Source organism: Amycolatopsis sp. NPDC051128, from assembly GCF_040682715.1.
GTDB lineage: Bacteria > Actinomycetota > Actinomycetes > Mycobacteriales > Pseudonocardiaceae > Amycolatopsis.
Genome location: NZ_JBFBBN010000010.1, coordinates 79,847 through 103,150, shown reverse-complemented (window position 1 = coordinate 103,150; position 23,304 = coordinate 79,847). Strand labels below are relative to the sequence as shown.

At 73.1% G+C, this 23,304-nt stretch carries 20 protein-coding genes; 14 read left to right on the top strand and 6 right to left on the bottom strand.

The window, feature by feature from the left end:
* Positions 1–89 precede the first annotated feature (89 nt).
* Both AB0M82_RS13835 and AB0M82_RS13830 read right to left on the bottom strand, forming a co-directional pair.
* Positions 90–1,193, bottom strand: a complete 1,104-nt coding sequence (locus AB0M82_RS13835) for a crosslink repair DNA glycosylase YcaQ family protein (protein ID WP_364721216.1) — start codon at positions 1,191–1,193, stop codon at positions 90–92.
* Positions 1,194–1,202: 9 nt separating this feature from the next.
* The gene (locus AB0M82_RS13830; protein WP_364721209.1) at positions 1,203–1,598 is read right to left on the bottom strand and encodes a DUF3224 domain-containing protein; all 396 of its coding nucleotides are present in this window, start codon (positions 1,596–1,598) and stop codon (positions 1,203–1,205) included.
* 63 nt (positions 1,599–1,661) lie between these two features.
* Here AB0M82_RS13830 and AB0M82_RS13825 point away from each other — a divergent pair, with 63 nt between their 5' ends.
* The 4 genes from AB0M82_RS13825 to AB0M82_RS13810 all read left to right on the top strand — a co-directional run bounded on the left by AB0M82_RS13825 (position 1,662) and on the right by AB0M82_RS13810 (position 5,280).
* Positions 1,662–2,639 (top strand): YafY family protein, encoded by a 978-nt coding sequence (locus AB0M82_RS13825; protein ID WP_364721206.1) that lies wholly within the window; start codon positions 1,662–1,664, stop codon positions 2,637–2,639.
* Positions 2,632–3,441, top strand: a complete 810-nt coding sequence (locus AB0M82_RS13820) for a uroporphyrinogen-III synthase (RefSeq protein WP_364721204.1) — start codon at positions 2,632–2,634, stop codon at positions 3,439–3,441. The genes AB0M82_RS13825 and AB0M82_RS13820 overlap by 8 nt, the downstream gene beginning before the upstream one ends.
* Before the next feature lie 297 nt (positions 3,442–3,738).
* Positions 3,739–4,527, top strand: coding sequence for a DUF4386 domain-containing protein (locus AB0M82_RS13815; protein ID WP_364721202.1), 789 nt, complete (start codon positions 3,739–3,741; stop codon positions 4,525–4,527).
* Between the two features lie 6 nt (positions 4,528–4,533).
* Positions 4,534–5,280 (top strand): DUF4386 domain-containing protein, encoded by a 747-nt coding sequence (locus AB0M82_RS13810; RefSeq protein WP_364721200.1) that lies wholly within the window; start codon positions 4,534–4,536, stop codon positions 5,278–5,280.
* A 221-nt stretch (positions 5,281–5,501) separates the two neighbouring features.
* On the opposite strand, the gene AB0M82_RS13805 is transcribed toward AB0M82_RS13810, so the two are convergent.
* Positions 5,502–5,825, bottom strand: a complete 324-nt coding sequence (locus AB0M82_RS13805) for an MGMT family protein (RefSeq protein ID WP_364721198.1) — start codon at positions 5,823–5,825, stop codon at positions 5,502–5,504.
* A 265-nt stretch (positions 5,826–6,090) separates the two neighbouring features.
* Between AB0M82_RS13805 and AB0M82_RS13800 the strand changes: the two genes are divergently transcribed.
* On the top strand, positions 6,091–9,264 hold the full coding sequence (locus AB0M82_RS13800; protein ID WP_364721451.1) for an ATP-dependent DNA helicase: 3,174 nt from the start codon (positions 6,091–6,093) through the stop codon (positions 9,262–9,264).
* Between the two features lie 40 nt (positions 9,265–9,304).
* Positions 9,305–12,550 carry an ATP-dependent DNA helicase gene (locus tag AB0M82_RS13795; RefSeq protein ID WP_364721196.1) on the top strand — a complete coding sequence of 1,082 codons (3,246 nt, stop codon included), beginning with the start codon at positions 9,305–9,307 and terminating at the stop codon, positions 12,548–12,550.
* Positions 12,551–12,666: 116 nt separating this feature from the next.
* Here the strand turns inward: AB0M82_RS13795 and AB0M82_RS13790 are convergent, their stop codons facing one another.
* Complete coding sequence (locus AB0M82_RS13790; RefSeq protein WP_364721193.1) at positions 12,667–13,050, bottom strand: hypothetical protein; 384 nt, start codon at positions 13,048–13,050, stop codon at positions 12,667–12,669.
* 94 nt (positions 13,051–13,144) lie between these two features.
* On the opposite strand from AB0M82_RS13790, the gene AB0M82_RS13785 reads away from it, so the two are divergent.
* Positions 13,145–14,227: a potassium channel family protein gene (locus AB0M82_RS13785; protein WP_364721191.1), complete on the top strand. Its 1,083-nt coding sequence runs from the start codon at positions 13,145–13,147 to the stop codon at positions 14,225–14,227.
* Positions 14,228–14,318: 91 nt separating this feature from the next.
* Entirely contained in the window at positions 14,319–14,747 is a 429-nt protein-coding gene (locus AB0M82_RS13780) for a hypothetical protein (RefSeq protein ID WP_364721449.1), read from the top strand.
* Here the strand turns inward: AB0M82_RS13780 and AB0M82_RS13775 are convergent.
* Positions 14,740–15,759 (bottom strand): neutral zinc metallopeptidase, encoded by a 1,020-nt coding sequence (locus tag AB0M82_RS13775; protein WP_364721447.1) that lies wholly within the window; start codon positions 15,757–15,759, stop codon positions 14,740–14,742. The genes AB0M82_RS13780 and AB0M82_RS13775 overlap by 8 nt on opposite strands.
* A 250-nt stretch (positions 15,760–16,009) precedes the next feature.
* Here AB0M82_RS13775 and AB0M82_RS13770 point away from each other — a divergent pair, with 250 nt between their 5' ends.
* Genes AB0M82_RS13770 through AB0M82_RS13750 form a run of 5 tightly spaced genes read left to right on the top strand, consistent with a single transcriptional unit; the run spans position 16,010 to position 21,268 of the window.
* Complete coding sequence (locus AB0M82_RS13770; protein WP_364721188.1) at positions 16,010–17,197, top strand: hypothetical protein; 1,188 nt, start codon at positions 16,010–16,012, stop codon at positions 17,195–17,197.
* Entirely contained in the window at positions 17,194–17,832 is a 639-nt protein-coding gene (locus AB0M82_RS13765; protein WP_364721445.1) for a DUF4129 domain-containing protein, read from the top strand. Before AB0M82_RS13770 ends, AB0M82_RS13765 begins: the two co-directional genes overlap by 4 nt.
* Positions 17,833–17,866: 34 nt before the next feature.
* Complete coding sequence (locus tag AB0M82_RS13760) at positions 17,867–19,006, top strand: DUF4350 domain-containing protein (protein ID WP_364721185.1); 1,140 nt, start codon at positions 17,867–17,869, stop codon at positions 19,004–19,006.
* Positions 19,003–19,974, top strand: coding sequence for a MoxR family ATPase (locus AB0M82_RS13755; protein ID WP_364721182.1), 972 nt, complete (start codon positions 19,003–19,005; stop codon positions 19,972–19,974). Before AB0M82_RS13760 ends, AB0M82_RS13755 begins: the two co-directional genes overlap by 4 nt.
* Position 19,975: 1 nt before the next feature.
* The gene (locus AB0M82_RS13750) at positions 19,976–21,268 is read left to right on the top strand and encodes a DUF58 domain-containing protein (protein WP_364721179.1); all 1,293 of its coding nucleotides are present in this window, start codon (positions 19,976–19,978) and stop codon (positions 21,266–21,268) included.
* 29 nt (positions 21,269–21,297) lie between these two features.
* Here the strand turns inward: AB0M82_RS13750 and AB0M82_RS13745 are convergent, their stop codons facing one another.
* A complete protein-coding gene (locus AB0M82_RS13745) occupies positions 21,298–22,305 on the bottom strand; it encodes a stage II sporulation protein M (RefSeq protein ID WP_364721177.1) in 1,008 nt (335 codons plus the stop codon).
* Positions 22,306–22,360: 55 nt separating this feature from the next.
* Between AB0M82_RS13745 and AB0M82_RS13740 the strand changes: the two genes are divergently transcribed.
* Positions 22,361–23,302: an RDD family protein gene (locus tag AB0M82_RS13740; RefSeq protein WP_364721174.1), complete on the top strand. Its 942-nt coding sequence runs from the start codon at positions 22,361–22,363 to the stop codon at positions 23,300–23,302.
* Positions 23,303–23,304 lie beyond the last annotated feature (2 nt).

Genomic DNA, 23,304 nt, shown 5'->3' with positions numbered 1-23,304 from the left:
GGTGCATCTGACGCACCGAACGCCACATTGGGTGCGTTGGACGCACCGAACGCCACATTGGGGCGCTTGAGACTGGCCGTGAACCGGGGTCAGCCGACCCAGCTGACCGCGTGCTTCTCGAACCCCCGCGCCGCTGCGACCCGGGCCGCTTCGGCCTCGGCCTCCTCGCGGACCGCCGGGGGCAGGGGGTCGAACGCCGTCAGCGTGAACGTCAGCTTCGCGCCGCTGCCCTTCGTGCGCCACGTTCCCGCGATGTCGCCGTCGGCGAGCAGCACCCCCGGGTTGCCCAGCATCTTCCAGACTTCCTTGCGGCGCGCCGGGTCCGGGACCAGCAGGGCCTTGTCGCGGGCCTGGACGAACGGATCCCACGGCGGCAGCAGCCGCACGAGGTCCGGCTCCGGCGGGTTCTCCAGCGCCTCGAGCCGGTCGGCGGGCAGGTACCGGGTCTTGCCCTCGACCTTCACCTCGGCCAGGTCCGCCGGCCACGTCCGGTCCACCACCGCGCGGGCCGTGCCCGCGAACTCCGCCGCTTCGCCCGGGGACGCCGGGCCGTTGAGCCGGAGGTACTTGGCCACCACTTCGGTCGCCGCGGCCGGGTCCGGCGTCTTGCGCAGCCGGCCGCGGCCCTCCAGCGGGGCCAGCGTCGCCGGGGACGCCCCCGCCACCAGGCGGACGCCGCCGTGCGGGGTGGCGACGCGCATCAGCTGCTCCTGGATGTGGGTCGCGTTGCAGCCCCGGCACCACCGCGAGAACGACGGCGGCAGCATCTTCGTCACCGCCGCGCTCACCGCGCCCTTCGTCATCGGCTCCGTGACGACCTTCCGGATGGCCGCCGCCGCCGTGAACACCACTTCGCGCGCAGCCAGCCCGGTCGCCGCCATTTCCTTGCGCTGCCACAGCATCCGCGCCAGCGCGTCCGCGTCGTCCAGCGGGACCAGCGCCCGGATCAGCTCGGGCAGGTCCGCGCGGAGGTGGTAGTGCGGCGCCCCGCGCAGCGTCCAGGCCAGGACCAGCCGCTCGTCGTCCTCGAGGGACACCGGGCCGTCGAGCCGGGCGACGAGGGCGAGCAGCGCGGTGTCGCGCACGCTGTCCTGCAGCCCGGCCCGGACGACGGCGAGGCCGGCCACGTCCCGCGCCGAGCGGTGCAGGCCGTGTTCGGCGATGCGGTAGGCGAGTACCTGGCGACGGTCCACTTGCGGCTCCTAGAACGCGTACTCGAAGGTGTACCCCATCTTCTCCTCGCCCATCGTGCCGCCGACGGTGCCGCTGCCGGTCAGCCCGGCCAGCGCGCCGGTGGCCGAGCCGGGGACCACGCTGAACGTCGACGCGATGCCCTTGGCGTCGAACGTGTACTCGTGCCGCACGACGAACGTCCCTTCGCGACCGTCGACCTTGCCTTCGAAGCGCTCGAAGCTCGGCGACGTCGTCTGGCCGCTTTCGTAGCCTTCGCCCGCGTAGTACAGCAGAAGGTCGCAGATCGACTCACCCTCGATGACGCCGTCGTACGCCATCGTGGCGTGCGCGTACGCCACCCGGGGGCCGCCTTCGGTCCCGCTGACGATCTTTTCGTCCCAGTTCTTCATGGTGAATGTGTTCATGAGAGACAGTCTGCCGGTCATACCTGTCAGGTTGTGTCAGGTATTTCCGCCATACTTGGGTTCATGCGTGCGAGCCGCCTCCTGTCCGTCCTCCTGCTGCTGCAGAACCGCGGCCGGATGACGGCCGAGGAGCTGGCGGAGGAGCTCGAGGTCTCGGTGCGCACGGTCTACCGGGACATCGACGCGCTGTCGGCGTCCGGCGTCCCGGTGTACGCCGACCGCGGCCGCACCGGCGGGTACCGGCTGGTCGACGGCTACCGCACCCGGCTCACCGGGATGACCGAAGAAGAGGCCCAGTCGCTGTCGCTGGCCGGGCTGCCCGTGGCCGCGGCCGAGCTGGGTCTGGGCACGGTCCTCGCGGCGGCCCAGCTCAAGCTGTACGCCGCGCTCCCGGCGGAGCTGCGCGACCGCGCCGGACGCGTCGCCGAGCGGTTCTACCTGGACGTTCCCGGCTGGCACCGGGGCATCGAAAGCCTGCCGACGCTGTCCGCGATCGCCGACGCCGTGTGGTCGTCGCACCGGATCCGGATCCGCTACGAACGGTGGGGGCAGCGCGTCGTCGAGCGGGAGGTCGAGCCGCTGGGCCTGATCCTCAAGGCGGGCAACTGGTACCTCGCCGGCCGCTGTGCCGGCACCGACCGGACCTACCGGATCTCGCGGGTGCTGGAGCTGGAAGACCTCGGCGAAGTGTTCGAGCGGCCGGCCGGGTTCGACCTCGCGCGGTACTGGCAGGAGTGGTCCGAGCAGTTCGAACGCCGGATGTTCCCGCGCGTGGCGGTGGTGCGGCTGTCACCGCGGGCGCAGTCTCTCGTACCGTTCTACGCGGGTGCCGTCGGGGCCCGCGCGCTGCGGGCGGCCCGGGACGGCGGTGCCCGGCCCGACGCGGCCGGCTGGCTCACCGTGGAGCTGCCGGTGGAGCCGGGTGAGCCGGCCATCGGCGAGCTGCTGCGCTTCGGGCCGCACCTGGAGGTCCTCGAACCGGCGGACCTGCGGGCCGAGCTGGCGGAAGCGATCGAGGAGATGGGCGCGATCTATGGGTGAGCTGAGCGGGATCGCCATCGGCGTCACGGCCGAACGCCGGGCCGACGACTTCATCGCGGCTCTTGAACGCTACGGCGCCGACGTCCGGCACGCCCCGACGATCACCATCGTGCCGCTGGACGCCGACCCCGACCTGCGGGCGGGCACCGAAGCGGTGCTGGCCGGGCGGGTGGACTTCACGGCGGTGACGACCGGCGCCGGGTTCCGCGGCTGGCTGGCCGCGGCCGAGACGTGGGGCCTGCGTGACCGGCTGATCACGGCGCTGGGGGAGTCCCGGATCTACGCGCGCGGCCCGAAGGCCGTCGGCGCGGTCCGCGGAGCCGGGCTGCGGGAGTCCTTTTCGGCCGCTTCGGAAAGCAACGCGGAACTGTTCGGCGCCCTCGCCTCGGCCGGGCTCGACGGCGCGCGAGTGGCTGTCCAGCTGCACGGCACGCCGCTGCCGGAGCACACGGACCCCCTGGAACGCGCCGGGGCGGCCGTGGTGGTGGTGCAACCCTATCGGTGGTTTTCCCCGGCGGACGTGACGCCGGTGCACGACCTGATCGACGCGGCCGTGGCGGGCGAGCTGGGCGGGCTGGCGTTCACGAGCGCCCCGGCGGCGGCGAACTTCCTGGCGCTGGCCCGGTCGTACGGACGCTACGACGAGCTGCTGGCGGCGTTGCGCGGCCCGCTGGTGTGCGCGTGCGTCGGCCCGGTGACGGCGGCCCCGCTGGAAGAGGTGGGCGTCGAGACGGTGCAGCCGGAGCGCCAGCGCCTCGGGGCCTTGGTGAAGCTGCTGGTCACGACGCTCGGCGCGGCCTAGTAGCTACCGGGCCCGTCCGCTTCTTCGGCACCGGATCGGCCTGAGGCACCGGCCTCGAGCGGTCGGCGAACACGGCCATCAATCGAGTGTCCTTCCTTGACATTCCCCCTGGACGAGGCACACGGTCTGTACGGCGTACAGAATTTGACCGCGGCACCTGGCCTCACGCTCGGCCCTCGACGCCTTCACCGGCGTCGACGCCCAAGAACCCCGGGGATGCCGCGACACGTCCGCATGTGCGCCGGCTCCGGCATGCCGCCGGATGACCGACCTCAGACCTCCCGTGAGGGGAAGTCGATGACAATCGACCCTCGGAAACCTTCTGCCTCGGGGCCGCGGCCGTCCCTTCCCGTAGAGGAAGGTGGGGCGAACCTGACGATCCGCGCGGCCGCCGTCACCGCGGGTGTCGCTCTGCTGCTCATGTCCGTGCTGGCGGGCTTCGCGAAGTTCGTCGCCGTGGACGGCGCGGTGACACCGGGGGACGCGGAGCGGACGGCTGCGGACATCGCGGCGTCGGAAGGTTTGTTCCGGTTCGGGATCCTGTGCCTGTTCCTGGTGATCGTGCTCGACGTCGTGGTGGCCTGGGGCCTGTACCGGGTGTTCAGACCGGTGAGCGAGAGCCTGTCGCTGCTCGCGGCGGCGTTCAGGCTCGTGTACGCGGGCGTGTTCATGGTCGCGATCGCGCGCCTGCTCGACGTGCTGCGCCTGCTCGGCGACGGGGACCACGTCCCGGTGTCCGGTGCGGATCAGGCGCACGCCCAGGTGCTGCTGGGGATCACCGCGTTCGACGACCTGTGGAACGTCGCCCTCATCCTGTTCGCCGCGCACCTGTTCGCCCTCGGCTACCTGTCCTACCGGTCCGGCTATGTTCCCCGGTTCCTCGGCGTCCTGCTGGCCATCGCCGGGGCCGGCTACCTGATCGACAGCGTCGGCGTCGTGTTGTCCCCCGGCGCGTGGCCGTCCATCGGCTCCTACACCTTCATCGGTGAATTCCTGCTGGCGCTGTGGCTCGTGATCCGGGGTCCCCGCCTCACCCCGCGCCGACCGGCGCCGCAGCCCGATCCCATCCCGTCGACCCGAGGGTGAACTCCGATGTCCGCACCGGAAAAGGCACGCCCACCGACCGCCACCGACCCGCGGACGGCACCGCCGGACGACCCGACGACCGCGTCCACCAGGAAGACGGCCGCACTGGTCGGGCTGCTCTTCCTCGCCGTCACCATCGCGTTCGTCTTCGCCGACGCGCTCAACGCCGGCGTCCTCGACCGGTCCGACTTCCTGACCGGCGCCTCCGCGCACACCACCGCCCTGGCCACGGGCGCCGTGCTGGTGGCCGGGCAGTTCGGGGTCGTGGGCATCGCCGTCCTGCTGTACCCACTCCTCAAACGCCACGGCGAAGCACTCGCTCTGGCACACGTCGGCTTCCGCGTCGCCGAACTCGCCGCCAGCCTGTTCTACCTCGCCGTCCCGCTCCTGGCGATCGAACTCGCGGCGCGACTGGCCGACGGCACGGTCGAGGGAGCCGCGTCGCCGAGCCTCGGCGCGCTGCTGCGGGCGCAGCACGGCACCGCCGTCCTGATGATCTACCTGGTCAACACCGCGGCGGGCATGTGCATGACAGCCCTGCTCCACCGATCCAGGCTCGTCCCGCGCTGGATCGTGTGGTTCGGTGTCATCGGCTATCCGACGCTGCTGGCCGGGTGCGTGCTGGACCTGTTCGGCGTCCTCGACGTCACCCGGGGCATCGGGCTCACCGCGCTGGTGCCGGGCGGCCTCTTCGAGCTGATCCTCCCGATCTGGCTGCTGGCCAGAGGGTTCAGCTTCCCCCGCCGTGGTTGAGGACGGCGGGGAGGTCGCACTTCGATCCGACCGAGGAGCGAACATGGCCATCATTCGCGACATCGCGGCGGATCAAGCCCCGACGGCCCCTTCGAGGATGACCGCCCTCGTCGCGGGCGGGTCCGATCCCGCCGCGGTTCCCATCGCACTGTGGGAGTTCTCACTGGGCGTCTGGCTGATCGTCAAGGGCTTCAAGACCCCACCCGAAGCCGCGGGGGCGCCTAGAACAGTCCCTCCGGGCCGGGGTCCTCGGCGCCGTCCGGTTTCCACCGGTACTTGCGCAGGTCGACGCGCTGGCCGTCGGCCAGCACGCCTTCCGCGCGCAGCCGTTCGAGCTGGTCGTGCACCAGGTGCGGCGCCGGGGTGCCGTTCGCGCGCAGGATGCGGTGCCACGGCAGGTCGTGCCCGTCCTCGGCGAGGATCGCGCCGACCATCCGCGGCGAAGGCGCTCCGGCGAGCGCCGCGACGTCGCCGTACGTCGCGACCGTGCCGGCCGGTACCGACTCGATGATTTCCCGCACTCGCTCGTGCAGAACGTCGTCCATACCCGACACTCTGCCGGACACCACCGACACAGTGAGGCTTATTCTGCCGTCGCCCGGCGCAAGAGTCGCTCTTCGCAGGCAAGTCACAGCCCGTTGCGCCGGGCTAACCAAAATAAGCCTCATTCCGCAGCCGCCCGGCGCACCATGCGGCGCCTTCACCGCACTCGCCTGTTGTCAAGCCGTGCCGGTGCACCACCCGGGGGACCGGGCGTGGTTCCATCGCGGGGTGCACGGGAGGCGAACGGGACGGGCGGACGCGCGGCTGGTGCGCCCGCCGATCGTCGGCTCACCCACGTTCACCTGGGACGAAGGCGCCCGGCGGGTGCTCTCCGCACCCGGGGGTTTCCTCCGCGTGCTCGGCGGTCCCGGCACCGGCAAGACGACGTTGCTGGCCTCGGCCGCCACGCGCCGCATCGCCGAGGGCGCCGACCCGGAGAGCGTGCTGGTGCTCACCACGTCCCGCAAGGCCGCCGACGCGCTGCGTGCCGACATCACGCGGCGGCTGACCGCCGACCCCGACCTGGCGCGGCCGCTGCCCCGGACCGTCCGCGAACCGCTGGTGCGCACCGTCCACTCCTACGCCTACTCGCTGCTGCGGCTGGAAGCCAACGCCGAAGAACTCCCGGCGCCCCGGCTGCTCGCCGGCGCCGAACAGGACGTCGTCGTCCGCGAACTGCTGGCGGGCGACCTCGACGAGGAGGCCGAGTACTGGCCGGAACAGCTGCGGCCGGCCCTGATGGTCCCCGGTTTCGCCGAGGAACTGCGCGACCTGCTGATGCGCGCGGCCGAGCGCGGGCTCGGCCCGGCGGACCTCGCCGAGCTGGGCCGCCGCCGGGGCCGCGAGGAATGGATCGCCGCGGGGCAGTTCTGGGCGCAGTACGAAGAGGTCACGCAGCTGCAGGGTGCGGGCGGCAACGCGCTGGGCGTGGCGAGCGCGCCCGCGCTGGACGCCGCCGAGCTGGTCACCTCCGCGCTGCTCGCCCTGGAGGACGACGACGAGCTGCGGGAGCGCGAGCGCACCCGCGTGCGGCATCTGTTCGTCGACGACGCCCACCACCTCGACCCGCTGCAGACCGGCCTGGTCCGGATGATCGGGCACACCGCCGCCGAGTTCGTCGTGGCCGGTGACCCCGACCAGAACGTGTTCTCCTTCCGTGGGGCCGACGCGAGCCTGTTCGCCGACGCCGACCCGGACGGCAGCCGGACCGTCACGCTCACGACGTCCCACCGGCTCGCCCCGGCGGTGCGCCTGGCGGTCGCGAAGATCGGCGCGACGCTGCCGGGCGCGTCGCCGCACCGCAAGATCGTCCCGCCCGCGGGTGCTTCCGGGGGCACCGTGCGGGTCCGCGTGATGCCGACGCCGGCCGCCGAAGCGAGCTGGATCGCCGACCAGCTCCGGCGCGCGCACCTCGTCGACGGCGTGCCGTGGTCGGAGATCGCGGTGCTCGTCCGGTCGCCCGCGCGGACCTTCCTGGTGCTGCAACGCGCTTTGCGCGCGGCGGGCGTCCCGATCGGGTCGGCCACCGAGGAGCTGCCGCTGGCGCGCCAGCCCGCGGTCCGGCCGCTGCTGGCCGTGCTGAAGCTCGCGCCTTCGCCGGAGTTGCTCGACATCGACCTCGCCGAGATGCTGCTGTCGTCGGCGCTCGGTGGGGCGGATCCTTTGGCGCTGCGCCGGTTGCGGCGCGGCCTGCGGCGGCTCGAACTGGCCGGCGGCGGCCAGCGCTCGAGCGACGAACTGCTCGTCGAAGCGTTGCGCGGCGGGGACATCCTCGCCGGGCTGGCCGACGCCGAGGCCGAGCCGGTGCGGCGCGTCGGCGGGCTGCTGCGCGTGACGCACCAGGCCGTGGCCCGCGGCGACGGCGTCGAGCAGGTGCTGTGGCAGCTGTGGCGCGAAAGCGGGCTGGAACAGAAACTGCTGAAGCAGGTCGAACGCGGTGGATCGCTGGGCGCGCAGGCCGATCGCGACCTCGACGCCGTCGTCGCGCTGTTCGACGCGGCCGGCCGGTACGTCGACCGGCTGCCCCGCTCCGGTGTCGCCTCCTTCGCGGATTACCTTGGCGCGCAACAGATCGCGGGCGACACGCTCGCCCCGGCCGCCGTCCCCGCCGACGGCGTCTCGCTGCTGACCGCCCACTCCGCCGCGGGTCGCGAGTGGACGGTCGTCGCCGTCGCCGGTGTCCAGGAGGGCGCCTGGCCGGACCTGCGGCTGCGCGGTTCGGTGCTCGGCGTGGAGCGGCTCAAGGACCTGATGGCGGGCGTCGACGACGACGCCGTGTCCCAGACCGCGCCGATCCTCGCCGAGGAGCGGCGCCTGTTCTACCTCGCGATGAGCCGGGCGAAGCAGACACTCCTGGTCACCGCGGTGTCGGGGGAGGACGAGCAGCCGTCGCGGTTCCTCGACGACCTGGAGGAGAACGGCGCCGACGACGGTGGGCTCGACTCGCGGATGAAGCCGCCGGGCCGGTCGCTGGTGCTCGCCGAGCTGGTGGGGGAGCTGCGCGAGGTCGTCTGCGACGACAAGGCCGACCCTTCGCGTCGACGTCGTGCGGCCAAGCAGCTCGCGCGGCTGGCCGAGGCTCGCGTGCCCGGCGCGCACCCGAGCACGTGGTACGGCCTGCTCCCGGCGTCCACCGGCACGCCGGTGCACCCGCCCGGCGACCTGATCCGGATCTCACCGTCCACAGTGGAGATCCTGACGAAGTGCCCGCTGCGCTGGATGATCGAGCGGCACGGCGGCAGCGACCCGGCGCAGCTGGCGGCGGTGACGGGGACGCTGGTGCACGGGCTCGCCCAGGCCGTCGCGTCCGGCAGCACCGACGCCGAACTGCAGGCCGCTTTGGACGAGGCGTGGGTGCGCGTCGACGCGGGCGCGCCGTGGTTCTCCCGGCGCGAGCGTCGTCGCGTCGAGCAGATGCTTCGCAACTTCACGACCTGGCTGGAACGCAGCCGGGCGGAGCTGAAGGAATCCGGCGTCGAGCAGGACATCGAGGTCGAGCTGCCGGCCGGCGGCGAGGACGAGGTCCGGGTGCTGCTGCGCGGCCGCGTCGACCGGGTCGAGCTCGACAGCGAAGGCCGCCCGGTGATCGTCGACATCAAGACCGGCAAGGTCCCGGTGTCCGCCGCGGACGCCGAAGCGCACCCACAGCTGGCGGCCTACCAGCTGGCGGTGCTGCTCGGCGCGATCGAGGGCCGGACGGAGGCCGGCGGGGCGCGGCTGGTGTACGTCGCGAAGGCCAACAACAAGACCGGATCCACCGAACGGTCCCAGCCGCCGATGGACGAAACGGGCGGCAGGCAGTGGCTGGAGCTGGTCCGGAACGCGGCCGCCTCCGCGTCCGGGCCGGACTACCAGGCGCAGGAGAACCCCGACTGCGACCGGTGTCCCGCGCGAGGGTGTTGCCCGCTGCGGCCTGAGGGCAGGCAGGTGCCGGGACCGTGAACCAGCTGGTGAGTTCAGCAAGCCCGTGCGGAGTGGGCGCGTGAGCCCGCTCGTCATCGCGAACCCGGTCGAGCCCGCCGAACTCGCCGACGCGCTCGGCCTGCACCGCCCGACCCCCGAACAGGCCACCGTGATCGCCGCGCCGGTCGAGCCGTCGCTGGTCGTCGCCGGGGCCGGCGCGGGCAAGACCGAGACCATGGCCGCGCGCGTGGTCTGGCTGGTGGCGAACGGGATCGTCAGCCCCGACCGCGTGCTCGGCCTGACGTTCACCCGCAAGGCCGCGCGCCAGCTCGGCGAACGCGTCCGCGCGCGGCTGCGGCGGCTCGCCGGCTCCGGGCTGCTGGACCGGCTCGACCCCACCGGCGGGCTGCGGTCCACTGTGGTCGCCGGCGAGCCGACAGTGCTCACCTACCACGCCTACGCCGGGCGGCTGCTGTCCGAGCACGGGCTCCGGCTGCCGGTGCAGCCCGGCGTGCGGCTGTTGTCGGAGACGTCGTCGTGGCAGCTCGCCCACCGCGTCGTGTCCACTTGGGACAATGAGCTGGACACCGACCGCGTCCCGCCGACGGTGACCGCGGACGTCCTGGCGCTGGCCGGCGAACTCGGCGAGCACCTGGTGTCGACCGACGAGCTGGCCGAGTACACGACGTGGATGTGCCGCGTCATCGAGAACGCGCCGCGCGCCAAGGGGCAGCGGGCCGCGCTGCCGCAGAAGCTCACCGAAATCATGGCGGCGCAGCACTTCCGGCTCGCGCTGCTGCCGCTCGTGGAGGCCTACCACCGGCGCAAGCGCAACGAAGGCGCGCTGGACTTCGCCGACCAGATGTCGCTGGCCGCCCAGCTGGCGAGCGGCTACCCGTCGGTCGTCCGGGGTGAGCGGGAGCGCTTCGGCGCCGTGCTGCTCGACGAGTACCAGGACACCGGGCACGCCCAGCGCGTGCTGTTGCGGGCGCTGTTCGGCGGCGTCGAGAACCAGCCGATGCCGGTGACCGCGGTCGGCGACCCGGCCCAGGCGATCTACGGCTGGCGCGGGGCCAGCGCGGCCAACCTGCCGCGGTTCACCACGGACTTCCCGCGGTTCGACGGCGAAGGCCTGGTGCCCGCGCACGATTTCGGGCTGCTGACCAGCTTCCGCAACCCGCCGGAGATCCTCGAGCTCGCCAACGCGATCGCCGAGCCGCTGCGCGCACGCGGCCTCGGCGTCGAACGGCTGCGGGCGCGCGAAGGCGCGGGTCCCGCGGACATCGCGTGCGCGCTGCTGCCGGACGTCCGCGCGGAACGCGAGTGGGTGGCCGACGCGCTGGCCCGGCGCTGGCACGCCGTGCAGGAGCAGACCGGCAAGCCGCCGACCGCCGCGGTGCTGGTGCGGCGCCGCGCCGACATGGCCCCGATCGCCGCCGAGTTGCGGGCGCGCGGCCTGCCGGTCGAGGTCGTCGGGCTCGGCGGGCTGCTGGACGAGCCCGAGGTCGCGGACCTCGTGTCGACGTTGAAGGTGCTCGCGGATCCGTTGTCGGGCAGCGCCGCGGCACGGCTGCTGACCGGCGCGCGCTGGCGGCTGGCGGCCGCCGACGTCGCCGCGCTGTGGCGGCGGGCCGGGGAGCTGTCGAGCCCCGAGAAGTCCACTTCGGACGCTCCCGAGCTGGTCGTGGAGCGCGTCGAGCAGGCCGGGCTGATCGACGCGATCGACGAACCCGGGGACCCGGCACGGTATTCCGACGAGGGCTACCAGCGCATCCGGCGGATCGGCTGGGAGCTTTCCGCGTTGCGGCGGCGGCTCGACCAGTCGCTGCCGGAGCTGGTCGCCGACGTCGAGCGCACGATGCTCCTGGACGTGGAGTCGCTGGCGCGGCCGGGATCCGCCGGGCGCGCGCACCTGGACGCGTTCGCCGAGGTCGTCGTGGACTACGCCGAGACGGCGCCGACGGCGACGTTGTTGTCCTTTGTGGACTACCTGAACACGGCCGCGCACGCCGAAGACGGGCTCACCCCGGGCGAGGTCGAGGTCGTGCCGGACCGCGTGCAGGTGCTCACCGTGCACTCGGCGAAGGGCCTCGAGTGGCAGGTCGTCGCCGTCCCGCACCTGGTGCACGAGGTGTTCCCCGGACGGCGGCGGTCGTCGTCGTGGCTGCGGACCGCGACGTCGCTGCCCGCGGCGTTGCGAGGCGACTCGGCGGACCTGCCGGAGCTGCGGATCGCCGAAGGTCAAGACCGCAAAGAAGTCCAAGAAGGACTGGAGCTGCACGAAGCCGGGTTCGTCGAGCGGGAGCAGTCGGAGGAGCGGCGGCTCTGCTACGTCGCGCTGACGCGGTCCGAGCACGCGCTGATCGTGTCCGGGCACTGGTGGAACGAGAGCAGCAGCCGGGCGAAGGGGCCGTCGGAGTTCCTGACCGAGATCGCCGACGTCCTGCGCGAAACGGGCGTCGGGCAGCTCGCCGAGTGGGCGCCGGAGCCGTCGGTGGACGACCAGAACCCGCTGGTGTCGGACTCGCGGACGTCCCGGTGGCCGGTGGATCCGCTGGCCGACCGCCGCACCGGCGTGCAGACCGGGGTGGAGCTGGTGTCCGAGGCGCTGGCTTCCCCCGCCGACGAGGAGGAGTCCGAAGAGGACGATCCCGACGGCTGGCTGACCGACACGGACGTGCTGCTCGAGGAGTGGGCGCGCAAGGACGACCACGTCAAGCTGGTCCCGCTGCCGTCGCGGCTTTCGGTGAGCCAGCTGGTCGCGCTGGCCGAGGACGCCGACCGGCTGGCGACGGACCTGCGCCGGCCGCTTCCGGTGGAGCCCAACAGCTTCGCCCGCCGCGGCACCGAGTTCCACGGCTGGCTGGAACGCCGGTTCGCGGGCGACCAGCTCATCGAGATCGACGACCTCCCGGGCGCGGCCGACTTCGGCGAGGCCCCCGACGCGCACTTCGAAGAGCTGCAGACGGAGTTCGAGAAGAGCGAGTGGGCGTCCCGAGTGCCGGTGGCGGTGGAGGTGACGTTCTCGGCCGACGTCGAGGGCATCACCCTGCGCGGCCGCATGGACGCGGTCTTCGCCGACCCCGACGGCGGCTGGACGGTGGTCGACTGGAAGACCGGCGCGGTCCCGGCGGAGTCCCGGCTCCCGGCACTGGCGGTCCAGCTGGCGGCGTACCGGATCGCGTGGGCGGCGTTGAAGAACGTCCCGGTGGAGCGGGTCCGCGCGGCGTTCCACTACGTCCGCGCGAATCGCACGATCCGCCCGGCAGACCTCCTGGACGCGGAAGGACTCCGCAAGCTCCTCCGCGACATCCCCGAAGCGTGATCAGACCCGTAACTCGCGTGATTGGCGCCGTAACTGGCGTGATTGGGCCCGTAACTCGCGAGATCCGGCTTCAATCACGCGAGTCACGGCTTCAATCACGCGGGTTACGGCCCGGATCACGCCGAGTCGCGGACTTTCAGGGACCAGGCCACCAGGGGCCACTGCAGCGGGAGGCGGCCGAGCGTGATCGCGCGGAACTTTGCCGGGGCCTGCTTGCGCTGCGCGTCGACGGCCATCTTCACGTTCGCCGGGAAGATGGCGACGAACAGCAGTGCCGCGGCCAGCCCGCCGAGGCGGCGGGTGCGCGGCGCGGCGATCGCTGCGGCGACACCGATTTCGGCGACGCCGGAGGCGTACGTCCACGTCCGTGCGGAGCCGGGAAGGGAAGCGGGGATCTGCGCGTCGTACGGCTTCGGCTTCACGAAGTGCATGAGACCGCCGAGGGTCAGCAGTCCGGCCAGGAGGTGCGCGGGCCGTGGGGAAGGAGCCGGGGTAGCCATGACCTCATCGTTCCACGCGGCGGCCCGTCACCCGGTTCGGCTATCCTGCGGGCGTGAGTGACGCCGGCCACCATCCGCCGCCGGGAGCGGACGCATGAAGGCCCTGAAGCGGTTTCCGCTGGGCAGTCTCACCGATCGGCCCGACCACGAACTCGTCGGCATCCTGCGGATGCCCGAGCTGACGGTCAGCCCGCTCCGCGCGATCGTGAAGCGGATCATCGGCGCGACACTCGCGCTGCTGGCCACGGTGATCATCGTCTACCTCGATCGCGACGGCTACCGCGACGCGAACGGTGACGGTCTGTCCCTGCTGGACAGCCTCTACTACGCGACCGTTTCGCTGTCGACCACCGGCTACGGCGACATCGCGCCGGCCACGTCGTCCGCCCGGCTGGTGAACGTGCTGGTGATCACTCCGCTGCGGGTGCTCTTCCTCATCGTCCTGGTCGGGACCACCCTGGAAGTGCTCACTGAGCGCTCCCGGCAGGCGTTCAAGATCCAGAAGTGGAGGACGAAGGTGCGCGACCACACGGTCGTCGTCGGGTTCGGCACCAAGGGCCGGTCCGCCGTCAACGCGCTGCTCGGCGACGAGAACGTCTCCCCGGGCCAGATCGTCGTCGTGGACACCGACCAGCAGGCCCTCGACCAGGCGAGCGTGCTCGGCCTCGTCGCCGTGCACGGCTCGGCCACCCGGGCGGACGTCCTGCGCGTCGCCGCGGTCGAGCACGCGCGCGCGGTCGTCGTCGCCCCCAACCGCGACGACACGGCGGTCCTCGTCACGCTCACCGCCCGCGAACTGGCGCCGAAGGCGCACATCGTGGCGTCGGTGCGGGAGGCGGAGAACGTCCACCTGCTCAAGCAGTCGGGCGCCAACCAGGTCGTGGTGTCCAGCGAGACGGCCGGGCGGCTGCTCGGCATGGCGACGTCGACGCCGCTGGTCGTGGACATCATGGAGGACCTGCTCACTCCTGAATCAGGCCTGACGATCGCCGAGCGGCCGGTCGAGCCGTCGGAGGAGGGCGGGTCGCCACGGCACCTGCCGGACATCGTCCTCGGGGTGGTCCGCGACGGCGTCCTCTACCGCGTCGACGCCCCGCAGGCCGACGCCATCGAACCCGGCGACAAGCTGCTCTACGTCAAGAAGGTCACCCAGGCGGAGAAGATCCAGCAGCGGTGACGGCCGCGGCGGCGAGCGCCTGGGTTTTGCCCGCCGGATCTGGAACCATGACCAGGTGCCCCCGCGATCCCTCGCCCTGAAGTGGCCCACGGTGGCGATCCCCGCCGCGGCGGGCGTGCTCGTCGTGCTGCTCGCGTGGCTGGCCGGGCCCGGGCTGCTGGGCATCGCCAACGACGACCTCGGCGCGCCGGTGCAGGCCGAAGTCACCAAGCCGGCGCCGTGCGACAAGCCGGACGCCGTCGAGACCGTGCGGTTCACCGTCGCCGGGAAGACCCACGAGGGCACGCTCAACGGCTGCGGGCACGGCCAGGGCGAGCGCATCGACGTCGGCGTGCCGGAGGTGCTGCCCGACCAGGGCGCGGTCGCCGTCCGCGAAGCGGACACGTCGGCGGGCTCGTCGGACGCGCGGCGCCCGCTCGGGCTGGCGCTGCTCGTGTTCGCCTGCTTCTCCGGCGGGATGTACGTCTACCTCGTGCTCCGCACGCCGCCGCGGCCGAGGCCCGTCGCGAAGGTCAGCTGACCTCGGACGACGGCGCCGCGAAGGTGTTGCAGTCGGCGATCCGGTTGCTCGTCGCCCCCGCCCGCCACCAGGACGCGTAGTGCGCGTTGGTGCCGTGGTCGTGGCTGCGGGAGGTGTTGTCGCCGCGGGTCTCCTGGTCGTTCCAGGCCTTGTTGTACATGTCGCGGCCGATCGTGCCGCCCTGGTCGACGTGCGCGCCGAGGAACATGCCCGAGAAGCACTGGGCCTGCAGTTCCTTGCGCCGTGACATCTCGAGCCCGGCGGGGCTGTTCTGGCCGGCCTCGTAGATCTTCTGCCAGGCCGCGTCCATCAGCCCGGCGACCTCCTGCACGTGGTGGCCGTACTCGTGGGCGAACAGGGCCAGGTAGACGCCGGGGTTGTTGCCGTACTGGTCGGTCTGCAGGCCGCGGAACGGGACGTACAGGTTGTTTTCGCAGTAGTACGCGGCGGTCGCGATGCCGACCTGGATGGTGCCGCATTCGGTCTCGAAGCTCGCGCCGGTCGGGAAGTGCAGTGCCGGCGGCGTGAACGGCAGGCGGTAGGCCAGGAGGAACGGGCCCCACGCCGCGTCGAGGCACTTGCTGGCCGCGGTGAAGAACGCTTCCGCGCCCGCCTGCGTGCTCTGCCACGTCGGCAGCGTGCAGACGCGGTTCTGCAGGCCCGCGTTCGGATCCTGCAGGATCGGGTGGTCGGCGAGCTTGAGGACCTTCTGCGGGCCGGTCGCGCTGGGCGTCGACGGCTCGGGCAGGGGGTTCGACGCCGAGGCCGGGGCACCCGCGCCGCCGGGCGGCAGCTGCGAAGGAACGTCCTGGGACGTCGGGGCGTCGCGGTAGTTGGCGTTCGTGAGCGGCGCTTCGGTGCGGTTGAGCGCCACGATCGCGACCAGCCCGAGTACCAGCACGGCCACCGCGCCGAGGCAAACGCCGAGCATCGCGGCCGGTGAACGGCGCTTCGGCGCGGACACGGTGCGCGGGTGGCCCAGCCAGGGAAGATCCGGTTGCGCATCCGGCACCGGCGGCGGCTGGACGGTTCCGCGAGGCGGTACCTGGCCGTGGGGCGGTTGCGTCATCTAGGCAGTCCCGAAGGGTCTCGGTACGGACCGGGGGTACCCGATCCGCCGTTCAGCATATCGGGGGAACGGGTGCTCCCGCACCCGTCTGTGCGCGGGTAGTCACGGCGCACGGTCGTCACCCCAGGTCTGGCCGGGTGCAACCGGCTCTGAGAGAGTGTCGGTAAGCAAGCACTGCAGGCGAGGGGCTTCGATGACAGACACCGGCGGAGGCGCCGACACGCCGACACCGAGCCAGGGAATCCCCCAGGCTCCGACTCCTGGATCGGGTGAATCGAAGCCGCCGGAAGATCACGGCGCGTCACTGGCCACGCCGCCACGCGGGTGGCAGGCGCCGGACCCGCAAGCCACTCCGGCCCCGCCGCCACCCGCGCCGCCGCCCGGCTGGCAGCAGCCGCCGCCCGGCTGGCAGCCGCCGGGACAGCCGTCCTACGGCGCTCCGCAGTACGCGCCCGGCCCGCCGCCCCCGCGCTGGCACCCGCACGGGCTCGGCAAGCCCGGCGTGATCGCGCTGCGGCCGCTCAACATCGGCGACATCCTCGACGGCGCGATCACCACGATCCGCCGGCACCCGCTGCTGATCCTCGGCATCGGCGCGGTGATGGCCGTGATCACGGCCGCGATCACGTTCTTCGTTCAGAAATTCGTCCTCGCCGATCTGCAGAACCTGGCCTCGACCGCCGACCTCGGCCCGGGCTCGACCGACGAGGAGGTGGCCGGCGCCATGTTCGGCGCCCTCGGCGACGTACTGCTCGCGCTGGTGCCGACGGCGCTGCTGACCACGTTGTTCATGGCGGTGGCGAACGGGTTGCTCGCTGCCGTCATGGGCCGCGCCGTGCTCGGGCGTGAAGTGACCTTCGCGATCGCCTGGAGCGAGGTACGACCGCGGCTGCTGCCGCTGCTCGGAGTCGGGTTTCTCTACGCGATCGCCACGACAGTGGGCGGCTTGTTGTGCTTCGTTCCCGGGATCGTCGCCTACGTGTACTGGTCACTGGCCAATCCGGCGCTGGTGCTGGAGCGCGGCACCCTTCGGGAGGCGTTCTCGAGGTCGGCCAAGCTGGTCAAGGGCGCGTTCTGGCGGGTGTTCGGCATCCTGCTGCTGGCGGGGCTGCTCGAATCGGTGGTCAGCAGCATCATCCAGCTTCCGTTCAACATCGGCAGCGGCCTGTTCGCGGGTCTCGTCAACCCGTCGCGGGTGGTCGTGCCCGACACCGGCGACCTGCTGCTGCAGTCGGTCGGCCAGATCATCTCGGGCACCATCACCATCCCGTTCGTCGCGCTGGTCACCGTGATCGTCTATCTCGACCAGCGGATGCGCCGCGAGGGCATGGACATCGAACTGGCCAGGGCGGCCGGAGTGCAGCCGCCACAGGCGTGGTGACAGGGTTGCTCACCGACGTCCCGGTCGACATCGATCGGGACGCCGCGCGGCGCGCCGCCGCGGAGGAGCTGTCCGACCCGAAGTACCGGGACGCGCGCCCGAACTTCCTGCAGCAGATCGGGCAGTGGCTCGGCGAGCAGCTGGAGAAGCTGCTGGACGGCCTGTCGTCGGCGGTCCCGGGCGGGATCTTCGGGCTGTTGCTGGTCCTCGTGCTGCTGATCGTGCTCGTCGTGGTGATCCGGCTGCGCACCGGCAAGATCGCCCGCGCGGCGAAGGCCGAGCGGGCCGTCTTCGGCGCGACGCGCAAGAGCGCCGACGACTACCGCCGCGCGGCCGCCGAAGCCGTGTCGGCCGGCCGGTACGACGACGCCGTCCGCGATCGCTTCCGGGCCGTCGTGCGGGCGCTGGAGGAACGTGCGCTGCTCGACGTCCGTTCCGGCCGGACGGCCGACGAGGCGGCTGCCGAGGCGGGGGTGCTGCTGCCGGACGTCGCGACGGAGCTGCGGCAGGGCGCGCGGCTCTTCGACGACGTCCACTACGGCGGCCGCGATGGCACCGAAGCCGCCTACCGCGCGTTGACCGAGCTGGACGAACGCTGCCGCCGTGCGCGGCCGGTCGCCATGGCGGGCTCGTGAGCCCCGCCGACGTGCTCTTTCCCGCGGAGGCGGCATGAGCACAGCGGTCTCGCCGGACCTGCGCCGGATCTGGCGTGGCGCCCGGGTCCCGCTCGCCCTCGTCGCCCTGATCTTCGCCGCCGCCGCCGTCCTGCTGCTCGGCCGCGGCGAGCAGACGCACGGCGCGCTCGAACCCGGCTCCTACGAACCCGACGGCGCGCACGCGCTCGCGAAACTCCTGCGGGACCAGGGCGTCGACGTCCGGACGGCGCGCACGATGGCCGAGGCGGACGACGCGATCGGCGAAGACGCGACGCTGCTCGTCACCCAGCCGGACCTGGTGCCGGCGAAGCGGCTCGACGCGCTGCGTGAGCGCGCCGCGGACGTCGTCCTCATGACGCCGGGGGCGCCGACGCTGGACGACTCGCTGCCGCTGGTGCACCCGGTCGGCGAGAGCGAAGTCGGCACGCTGGACCCGCGGTGCACGGTGGCCGCGGCGATCGCGGCGGGCGACGTCACGCTCGGCGGGATCGGATACGCCTCGCCCGGCGCACGCTCGTGCTACCCCGGCGAGGACGGCGGCGGCACGCTCCTGCAGCTCGCCGACGCGGGCGGCACGACGACGCTGCTCGGCTCGCCGGCGCCGCTGACCAACGCGCGGCTCGCCGAGCAGGGCAACGCGGCGCTGGCGCTGCACCTGCTCGGGCCGCACCCGAAGCTCGTCTGGTACCTGCCGTCGGCGACCGACCCGGCGCTGGACGACACCCGCAAGCCGATCTTCGACCTGATCCCGGACGGCTGGTACTACGGCGCCACGCAGGCGTTCATCGCGGTGGCGCTGCTGGCCCTCTGGCGGGCGCGGCGGCTCGGCCCGGTGGTCACCGAGCCGCTGCCGGTCGTCGTCCGCGCGGCCGAAACCGCCGAGGGCCGCGCCCGGCTGTACCGGCGGGCGAAGGCCGCGGGGCACGCGGGGGAGACGCTCCGTGAGATGGCCCGGGCCAGGCTGCGGACCACGCTGGGCCTGCCGCGCGACGCCGACCCGGCGGCGCTGGTGGCTTCGGTGAGCACGCGGACCGGGCGGCCCCCGAACGACGTCGGCGCGGTCCTCTACGGCCCGCCGGTGCCGGACGACCCGGCGCTGGTCCGGCTGGCAGGCGAACTGGACACGGTGGAACGAGAGGCAGGGCGAACTTGACCAGCGGTACCGAAAACGCGACCGGGGCCCGCGACGCGCTGATCGCGCTGCGCGCCGAGGTCGGCAAGGCCGTCGTCGGCAACGACGCCGCGGTCACCGGGCTGATCCTGGCGCTGCTCTGCCGGGGGCACGTGCTGCTCGAAGGCGTGCCGGGCGTGGCGAAGACGCTGCTCGTGCGGGCGCTGGCCGCGGCGCTGGACCTGGAGACCACGCGCGTGCAGTTCACGCCGGACCTGATGCCCGGCGACGTCACCGGGTCGATCGTCTACGACGCGCACAGCGGCGAGTTCTCCTTCCGCGAGGGGCCGGTGTTCACGAACCTGCTGCTCGCCGACGAGATCAACCGGACGCCGCCGAAGACGCAGTCGTCGCTGCTGGAGGCGATGGAGGAGCGGCAGGTCTCGCTCGACGGCAAGTCGCGGCCGCTGCCCGACCCGTTCATCGTCATCGCCACGCAGAACCCGGTGGAGTACGAGGGCACCTACCCGCTGCCGGAGGCGCAGCTGGACCGCTTCCTGCTGAAGCTCACCATGCCGACGCCGTCGCGCGAGGACGAGATCGGGATCCTGTGGCGGCACGCGCAGGGCTTCGACCCGCGCAACCTGGCGGCGGCGGGCCTGAAGCCGGTCGCGGGCGCGGCCGAGCTGGCGGCCGCGCGGGAAGCGGTGGCCCGCGTGACGGTCGGGCCCGAGGTGATCGGGTACGTCGTCGACCTGTGCCGGGCGACGCGGCAGCTGCCTTCGGTGCGGATCGGCGTCTCGCCGCGTGGCGCCACGGCGTTGCTCGCCATCGCCCGGGCCTGGGCCTGGCTCGCCGGGCGCGACTACACCACGCCCGACGACGTCAAGGCGCTGGCGCGGCCCGCGCTGCGGCACCGTCTGGACGTGCGGCCGGAGGCCGAGCTCGAGGGCGTCACGGCGGACGGTGTCCTCGACCGCGTGCTCGCGTCCGTGCCCGTGCCGCGCTGACATGGCCGTCACCGGAAGGCTCGGGCTGCTGGCGCTGTTCGGCGCGCTCGTGGTCGGGCTGCTCGCGCCGTCGGACACCGGGCTGCTCGCGGTCGGCGGAGTCCTGCTGATGCTGGTCGTCGTCGATCTGGTGCTGGCCGGGAGCGTGCGGCCGCTGCGGTTTTCTCGTTCCGGTGACACGTCCGTGCGGCTCGGCGAGCCGTGCGAGGTGACGCTGGTCGTCGCGAACCCCGGCCGCCGGACGGTGCGCGGGCAGCTGCGTGACGCGTGGCCGCCGAGCACGGGCGCTGCCGAGCGGCACGCCGTGCGCGTCCCGCCGGGGGAACGGCGGGCTCTGGTGACGGCGTTGCGGCCTTCTCGGCGCGGCGACCGGGCGGCGGCGCGGGTGACGGTCCGGTCGGTCGGGCCGCTGGGCTTGGCGGCGCGGCAGGGTTCGCACGCGGTGCCGTGGACGGTCCGCGTGCTGCCGCCGTTCCACAGCCGCAAGCACCTGCCTTCGCGATTGGCGCGGCTGCAGCAGCTCGACGGCCGCAACGCGGTGCTGATCCGCGGCCAGGGCACGGAGTTCGACTCGCTGCGCGAGTACGTCATCGGCGACGACGTCCGCTCGATCGACTGGCGGGCGACGGCGCGGGCGGCGGACGTGATGGTCCGGACGTGGCGGCCCGAGCGCGACCGGCACGTGGTGCTGGTGCTCGACACGGGCCGCGTCTCGGCGGGCCGGGTCGGCGACGCCCCGCGGCTCGACGCGGCGATGGACGCGGCGCTGCTGCTGGCGGCACTGGCGTCCCGGGCCGGCGACCGCGTCGACCTGCTGGCGTACGACCGGCGGCTGCGGGCGGCGGTCCAGGGTTCGTCGGGGGCGGCTTTGCTGACGTCGTTGGTCAACGCGATGGCGCCGTTGGAGCCGTCGCTGATCGAAACGGACGCGCGGGGCATGGTCGCCGAAGTGCTGCGGCGGACCCGCCGTCGCGCGCTGGTGGTGCTGCTGACGGGCCTGGACGCGGCGCCGCTCGAGGAGGGGCTGTTCCCGGTGCTCAGCTCGCTGACCGCGCGGCACCAGCTGGTGGTGGCGTCGGTGGCGGACCCGCGGGTGGCGGAGATGCTGGCCGGCCGTGGCGACGCGGAAGCGGTGTACGACGCGGCGGCGGCCTCGCGGACGATGGCCGAGCGTCAGCGCGTGACCGAACGGCTGGCCCGGCACGGGGTCAGCGTCGTGGACGCGGTCCCGGAGGAGCTCCCACCGGCCCTCGCGGACCGCTACCTGGCCCTGAAGGCGGCGGGCCGGCTCTAGCGTCGTCGATCGCCTTCGAGGGTTCGTGCCTAGGCTGACTCGGGCAGCGCGTCCCCCGTGTCGCGGGCGTCGAGATCGCCGACTTCGCCCTCGCGGGCCGCGCGCCGTCCGAGTGTGAAGACGTAGACCAGGAAAGCCACTTCGACCACGACGCCGATGCCCACGCGGAGCCAGGTCGGCCAGCCGGACGGCGTCACGAACGCCTCGATGATCCCGGACACGAGCAGCACGCACGCCAGGCCGAGCGCCATGACGGCCACCGAGCGGCCCTGCTCGGCCAGCGCCACGGTCCGCGACCGGCGGCCGGGGTCGATCACCGTCCAGCCGAGCCGGAGCCCGGTGCCCGCGGCGACGAACACCGCCGTCAGCTCCAGGAGGCCGTGCGGGAGGAGGAGGCCGATCATCACGTCGCCGCGGCCTGCCGCGCTCATCGCGCCGATGATCAGCCCGGCGTTGAGCGAGTTCAGCCAGAGCGCGCCGATCACCGGCAGGCCCAGCGCGATGCCGAGGAACAGGCACGTCGCCGCCACCCACGCGTTGTTCGTCCACACGCGAGCCGCGAACGACGTCGCGGGCCCGGTCGAGTAGTAGCTTTCGGCTTCGCCGCCGGGCCTGGTCAGCTCGTTCAGCTCGTCCGGGGTCGCGATCGACGCCCGCACGTGCGGGTCGCCCGCGACCCAGACGGCGATCACCGCCATCACCGCGATCGACACCAGCGCCGCCGGGATCCACCAGCGCCGCGACAGGTACACCGCGGCCGGGAACCGGCGCGTGAAGAACAGCGCGACCTCGCGCCACGCCGGGTTGTGCGACCCCGAGATCGCCGACCGGCCGCGCGCGACCAGCCCGGACAGCCTGCCGACCAGCGCCGGGTCCGGCGCGACCGAGCGGACGATCGACAGGTGCGTCGCCGTCCGCTGGTAGAGCGTCACCAGTTCGTCGGCCTCCGGCCCGGTCAGCTTGCCGCCGCGCCGGGTCAGCTCGCCGAGCCGGTTCCACTCGGCCGCGTGCGTCGCGACGAAGACGTCCACATCCACGCTGGCACCTCCCGCGCCCAGCCTATCCGGCGTCGTCCGCCGCTACGCTGGGTCTGTGCACGAGGAATCCGAGCTGGTCACCGGCGAAGCCGTCGTCCTGGACCTGCGCGTGGCCAAGCTCGCCAGCCGCGCCCTGGCGATGGCGCTGGACGTGCTCGTGCAGTTCGCGTTGCTGGTGGGCGCGATCTTCGTGCTCACGATCGCGGTGCCGTTCGCCGACGAAGCGCTCGCGCTGACCCTGGCGCTGGTGTTCCTGGTGCTGATCATGGTCGGCTACCCGGTGCTGTTCGAGACGCTCTCGCGCGGCCGGTCGCTGGGCAAGATGGCCGTGGGGTTGCGCGTGGTGCGCGTCGACGGCGGGCCGATCCGGTTCCGGCACGCGCTGGTCCGCGGGCTCGCCGGGTTCGTCGTGGACTTCTGGGCGCTCGGGCTGTTCGGCGCGGTCGCGGTGATCGTGTCGCTGTGCTCGTCCGACGGCCGCCGCGTCGGCGACTTCCTGGCCGGGACGCTGGTCGTCCGCGATCGGGTGCCGGAGAGCGGCGGCCACTCGGCGATCGGCATGCCCCCCGGCCTCGAAGGCTGGGCGGCGCAGCTCGACCTGACCCGGCTCCCGGACGACCTCGCGCTGGCGAGCCGCCAGTTCCTCGCCCGGTTCGGCGAGCTGCGCCCGGAGGCGGCGCACGCGCTCGGCTGGGGGCTCGCGCAGCAGGTGGGCAACGCGCTGGGCACGCCGGTGCCGCCCGGGGTGCCGCCGTGGGCGTTCCTGTCGGCGGTGCTGGCCGAGCGGCGCAACCGCGACCACGCCCGGGCGTTCCAGGCGTACACGGCGCGGGCTCAGGCCTCCGCGGCTCAGCCTGGTTACGGCGCTCAGCCGGGTTTTGCGGCCCAGCCGGGTTTCGCGGCTCAGTCTGGTTACGCGGCCCAGCCGGATCCGCCGACGCCGCCGTCCGGCACCCCGGTGCCTCCCGTCGAAAATCCCTTCACCCCGCCGAGCTAGGA

What these genes read in the sequence shown, in the direction of transcription:
- AB0M82_RS13750 (WP_364721179.1), top strand. Translation starts at nt 19,976, where the DNA reads ATGGCCGTCACCGGAAGGCTCGGGCTGCTGGCGCTGTTCGGCGCGCTC.
- AB0M82_RS13825 (WP_364721206.1), top strand. Translation starts at nt 1,662, where the DNA reads ATGCGTGCGAGCCGCCTCCTGTCCGTCCTCCTGCTGCTGCAGAACCGC.
- AB0M82_RS13770 (WP_364721188.1), top strand. Translation starts at nt 16,010, where the DNA reads ATGACAGACACCGGCGGAGGCGCCGACACGCCGACACCGAGCCAGGGA.
- AB0M82_RS13815 (WP_364721202.1), top strand. Translation starts at nt 3,739, where the DNA reads ATGACAATCGACCCTCGGAAACCTTCTGCCTCGGGGCCGCGGCCGTCC.
- AB0M82_RS13810 (WP_364721200.1), top strand. Translation starts at nt 4,534, where the DNA reads ATGTCCGCACCGGAAAAGGCACGCCCACCGACCGCCACCGACCCGCGG.
- AB0M82_RS13760 (WP_364721185.1), top strand. Translation starts at nt 17,867, where the DNA reads ATGAGCACAGCGGTCTCGCCGGACCTGCGCCGGATCTGGCGTGGCGCC.
- AB0M82_RS13830 (WP_364721209.1), bottom strand. Translation starts at nt 1,598, where the DNA reads ATGAACACATTCACCATGAAGAACTGGGACGAAAAGATCGTCAGCGGG.
- AB0M82_RS13805 (WP_364721198.1), bottom strand. Translation starts at nt 5,825, where the DNA reads ATGGACGACGTTCTGCACGAGCGAGTGCGGGAAATCATCGAGTCGGTA.
- AB0M82_RS13785 (WP_364721191.1), top strand. Translation starts at nt 13,145, where the DNA reads ATGAAGGCCCTGAAGCGGTTTCCGCTGGGCAGTCTCACCGATCGGCCC.
- AB0M82_RS13790 (WP_364721193.1), bottom strand. Translation starts at nt 13,050, where the DNA reads ATGGCTACCCCGGCTCCTTCCCCACGGCCCGCGCACCTCCTGGCCGGA.
- AB0M82_RS13820 (WP_364721204.1), top strand. Translation starts at nt 2,632, where the DNA reads ATGGGTGAGCTGAGCGGGATCGCCATCGGCGTCACGGCCGAACGCCGG.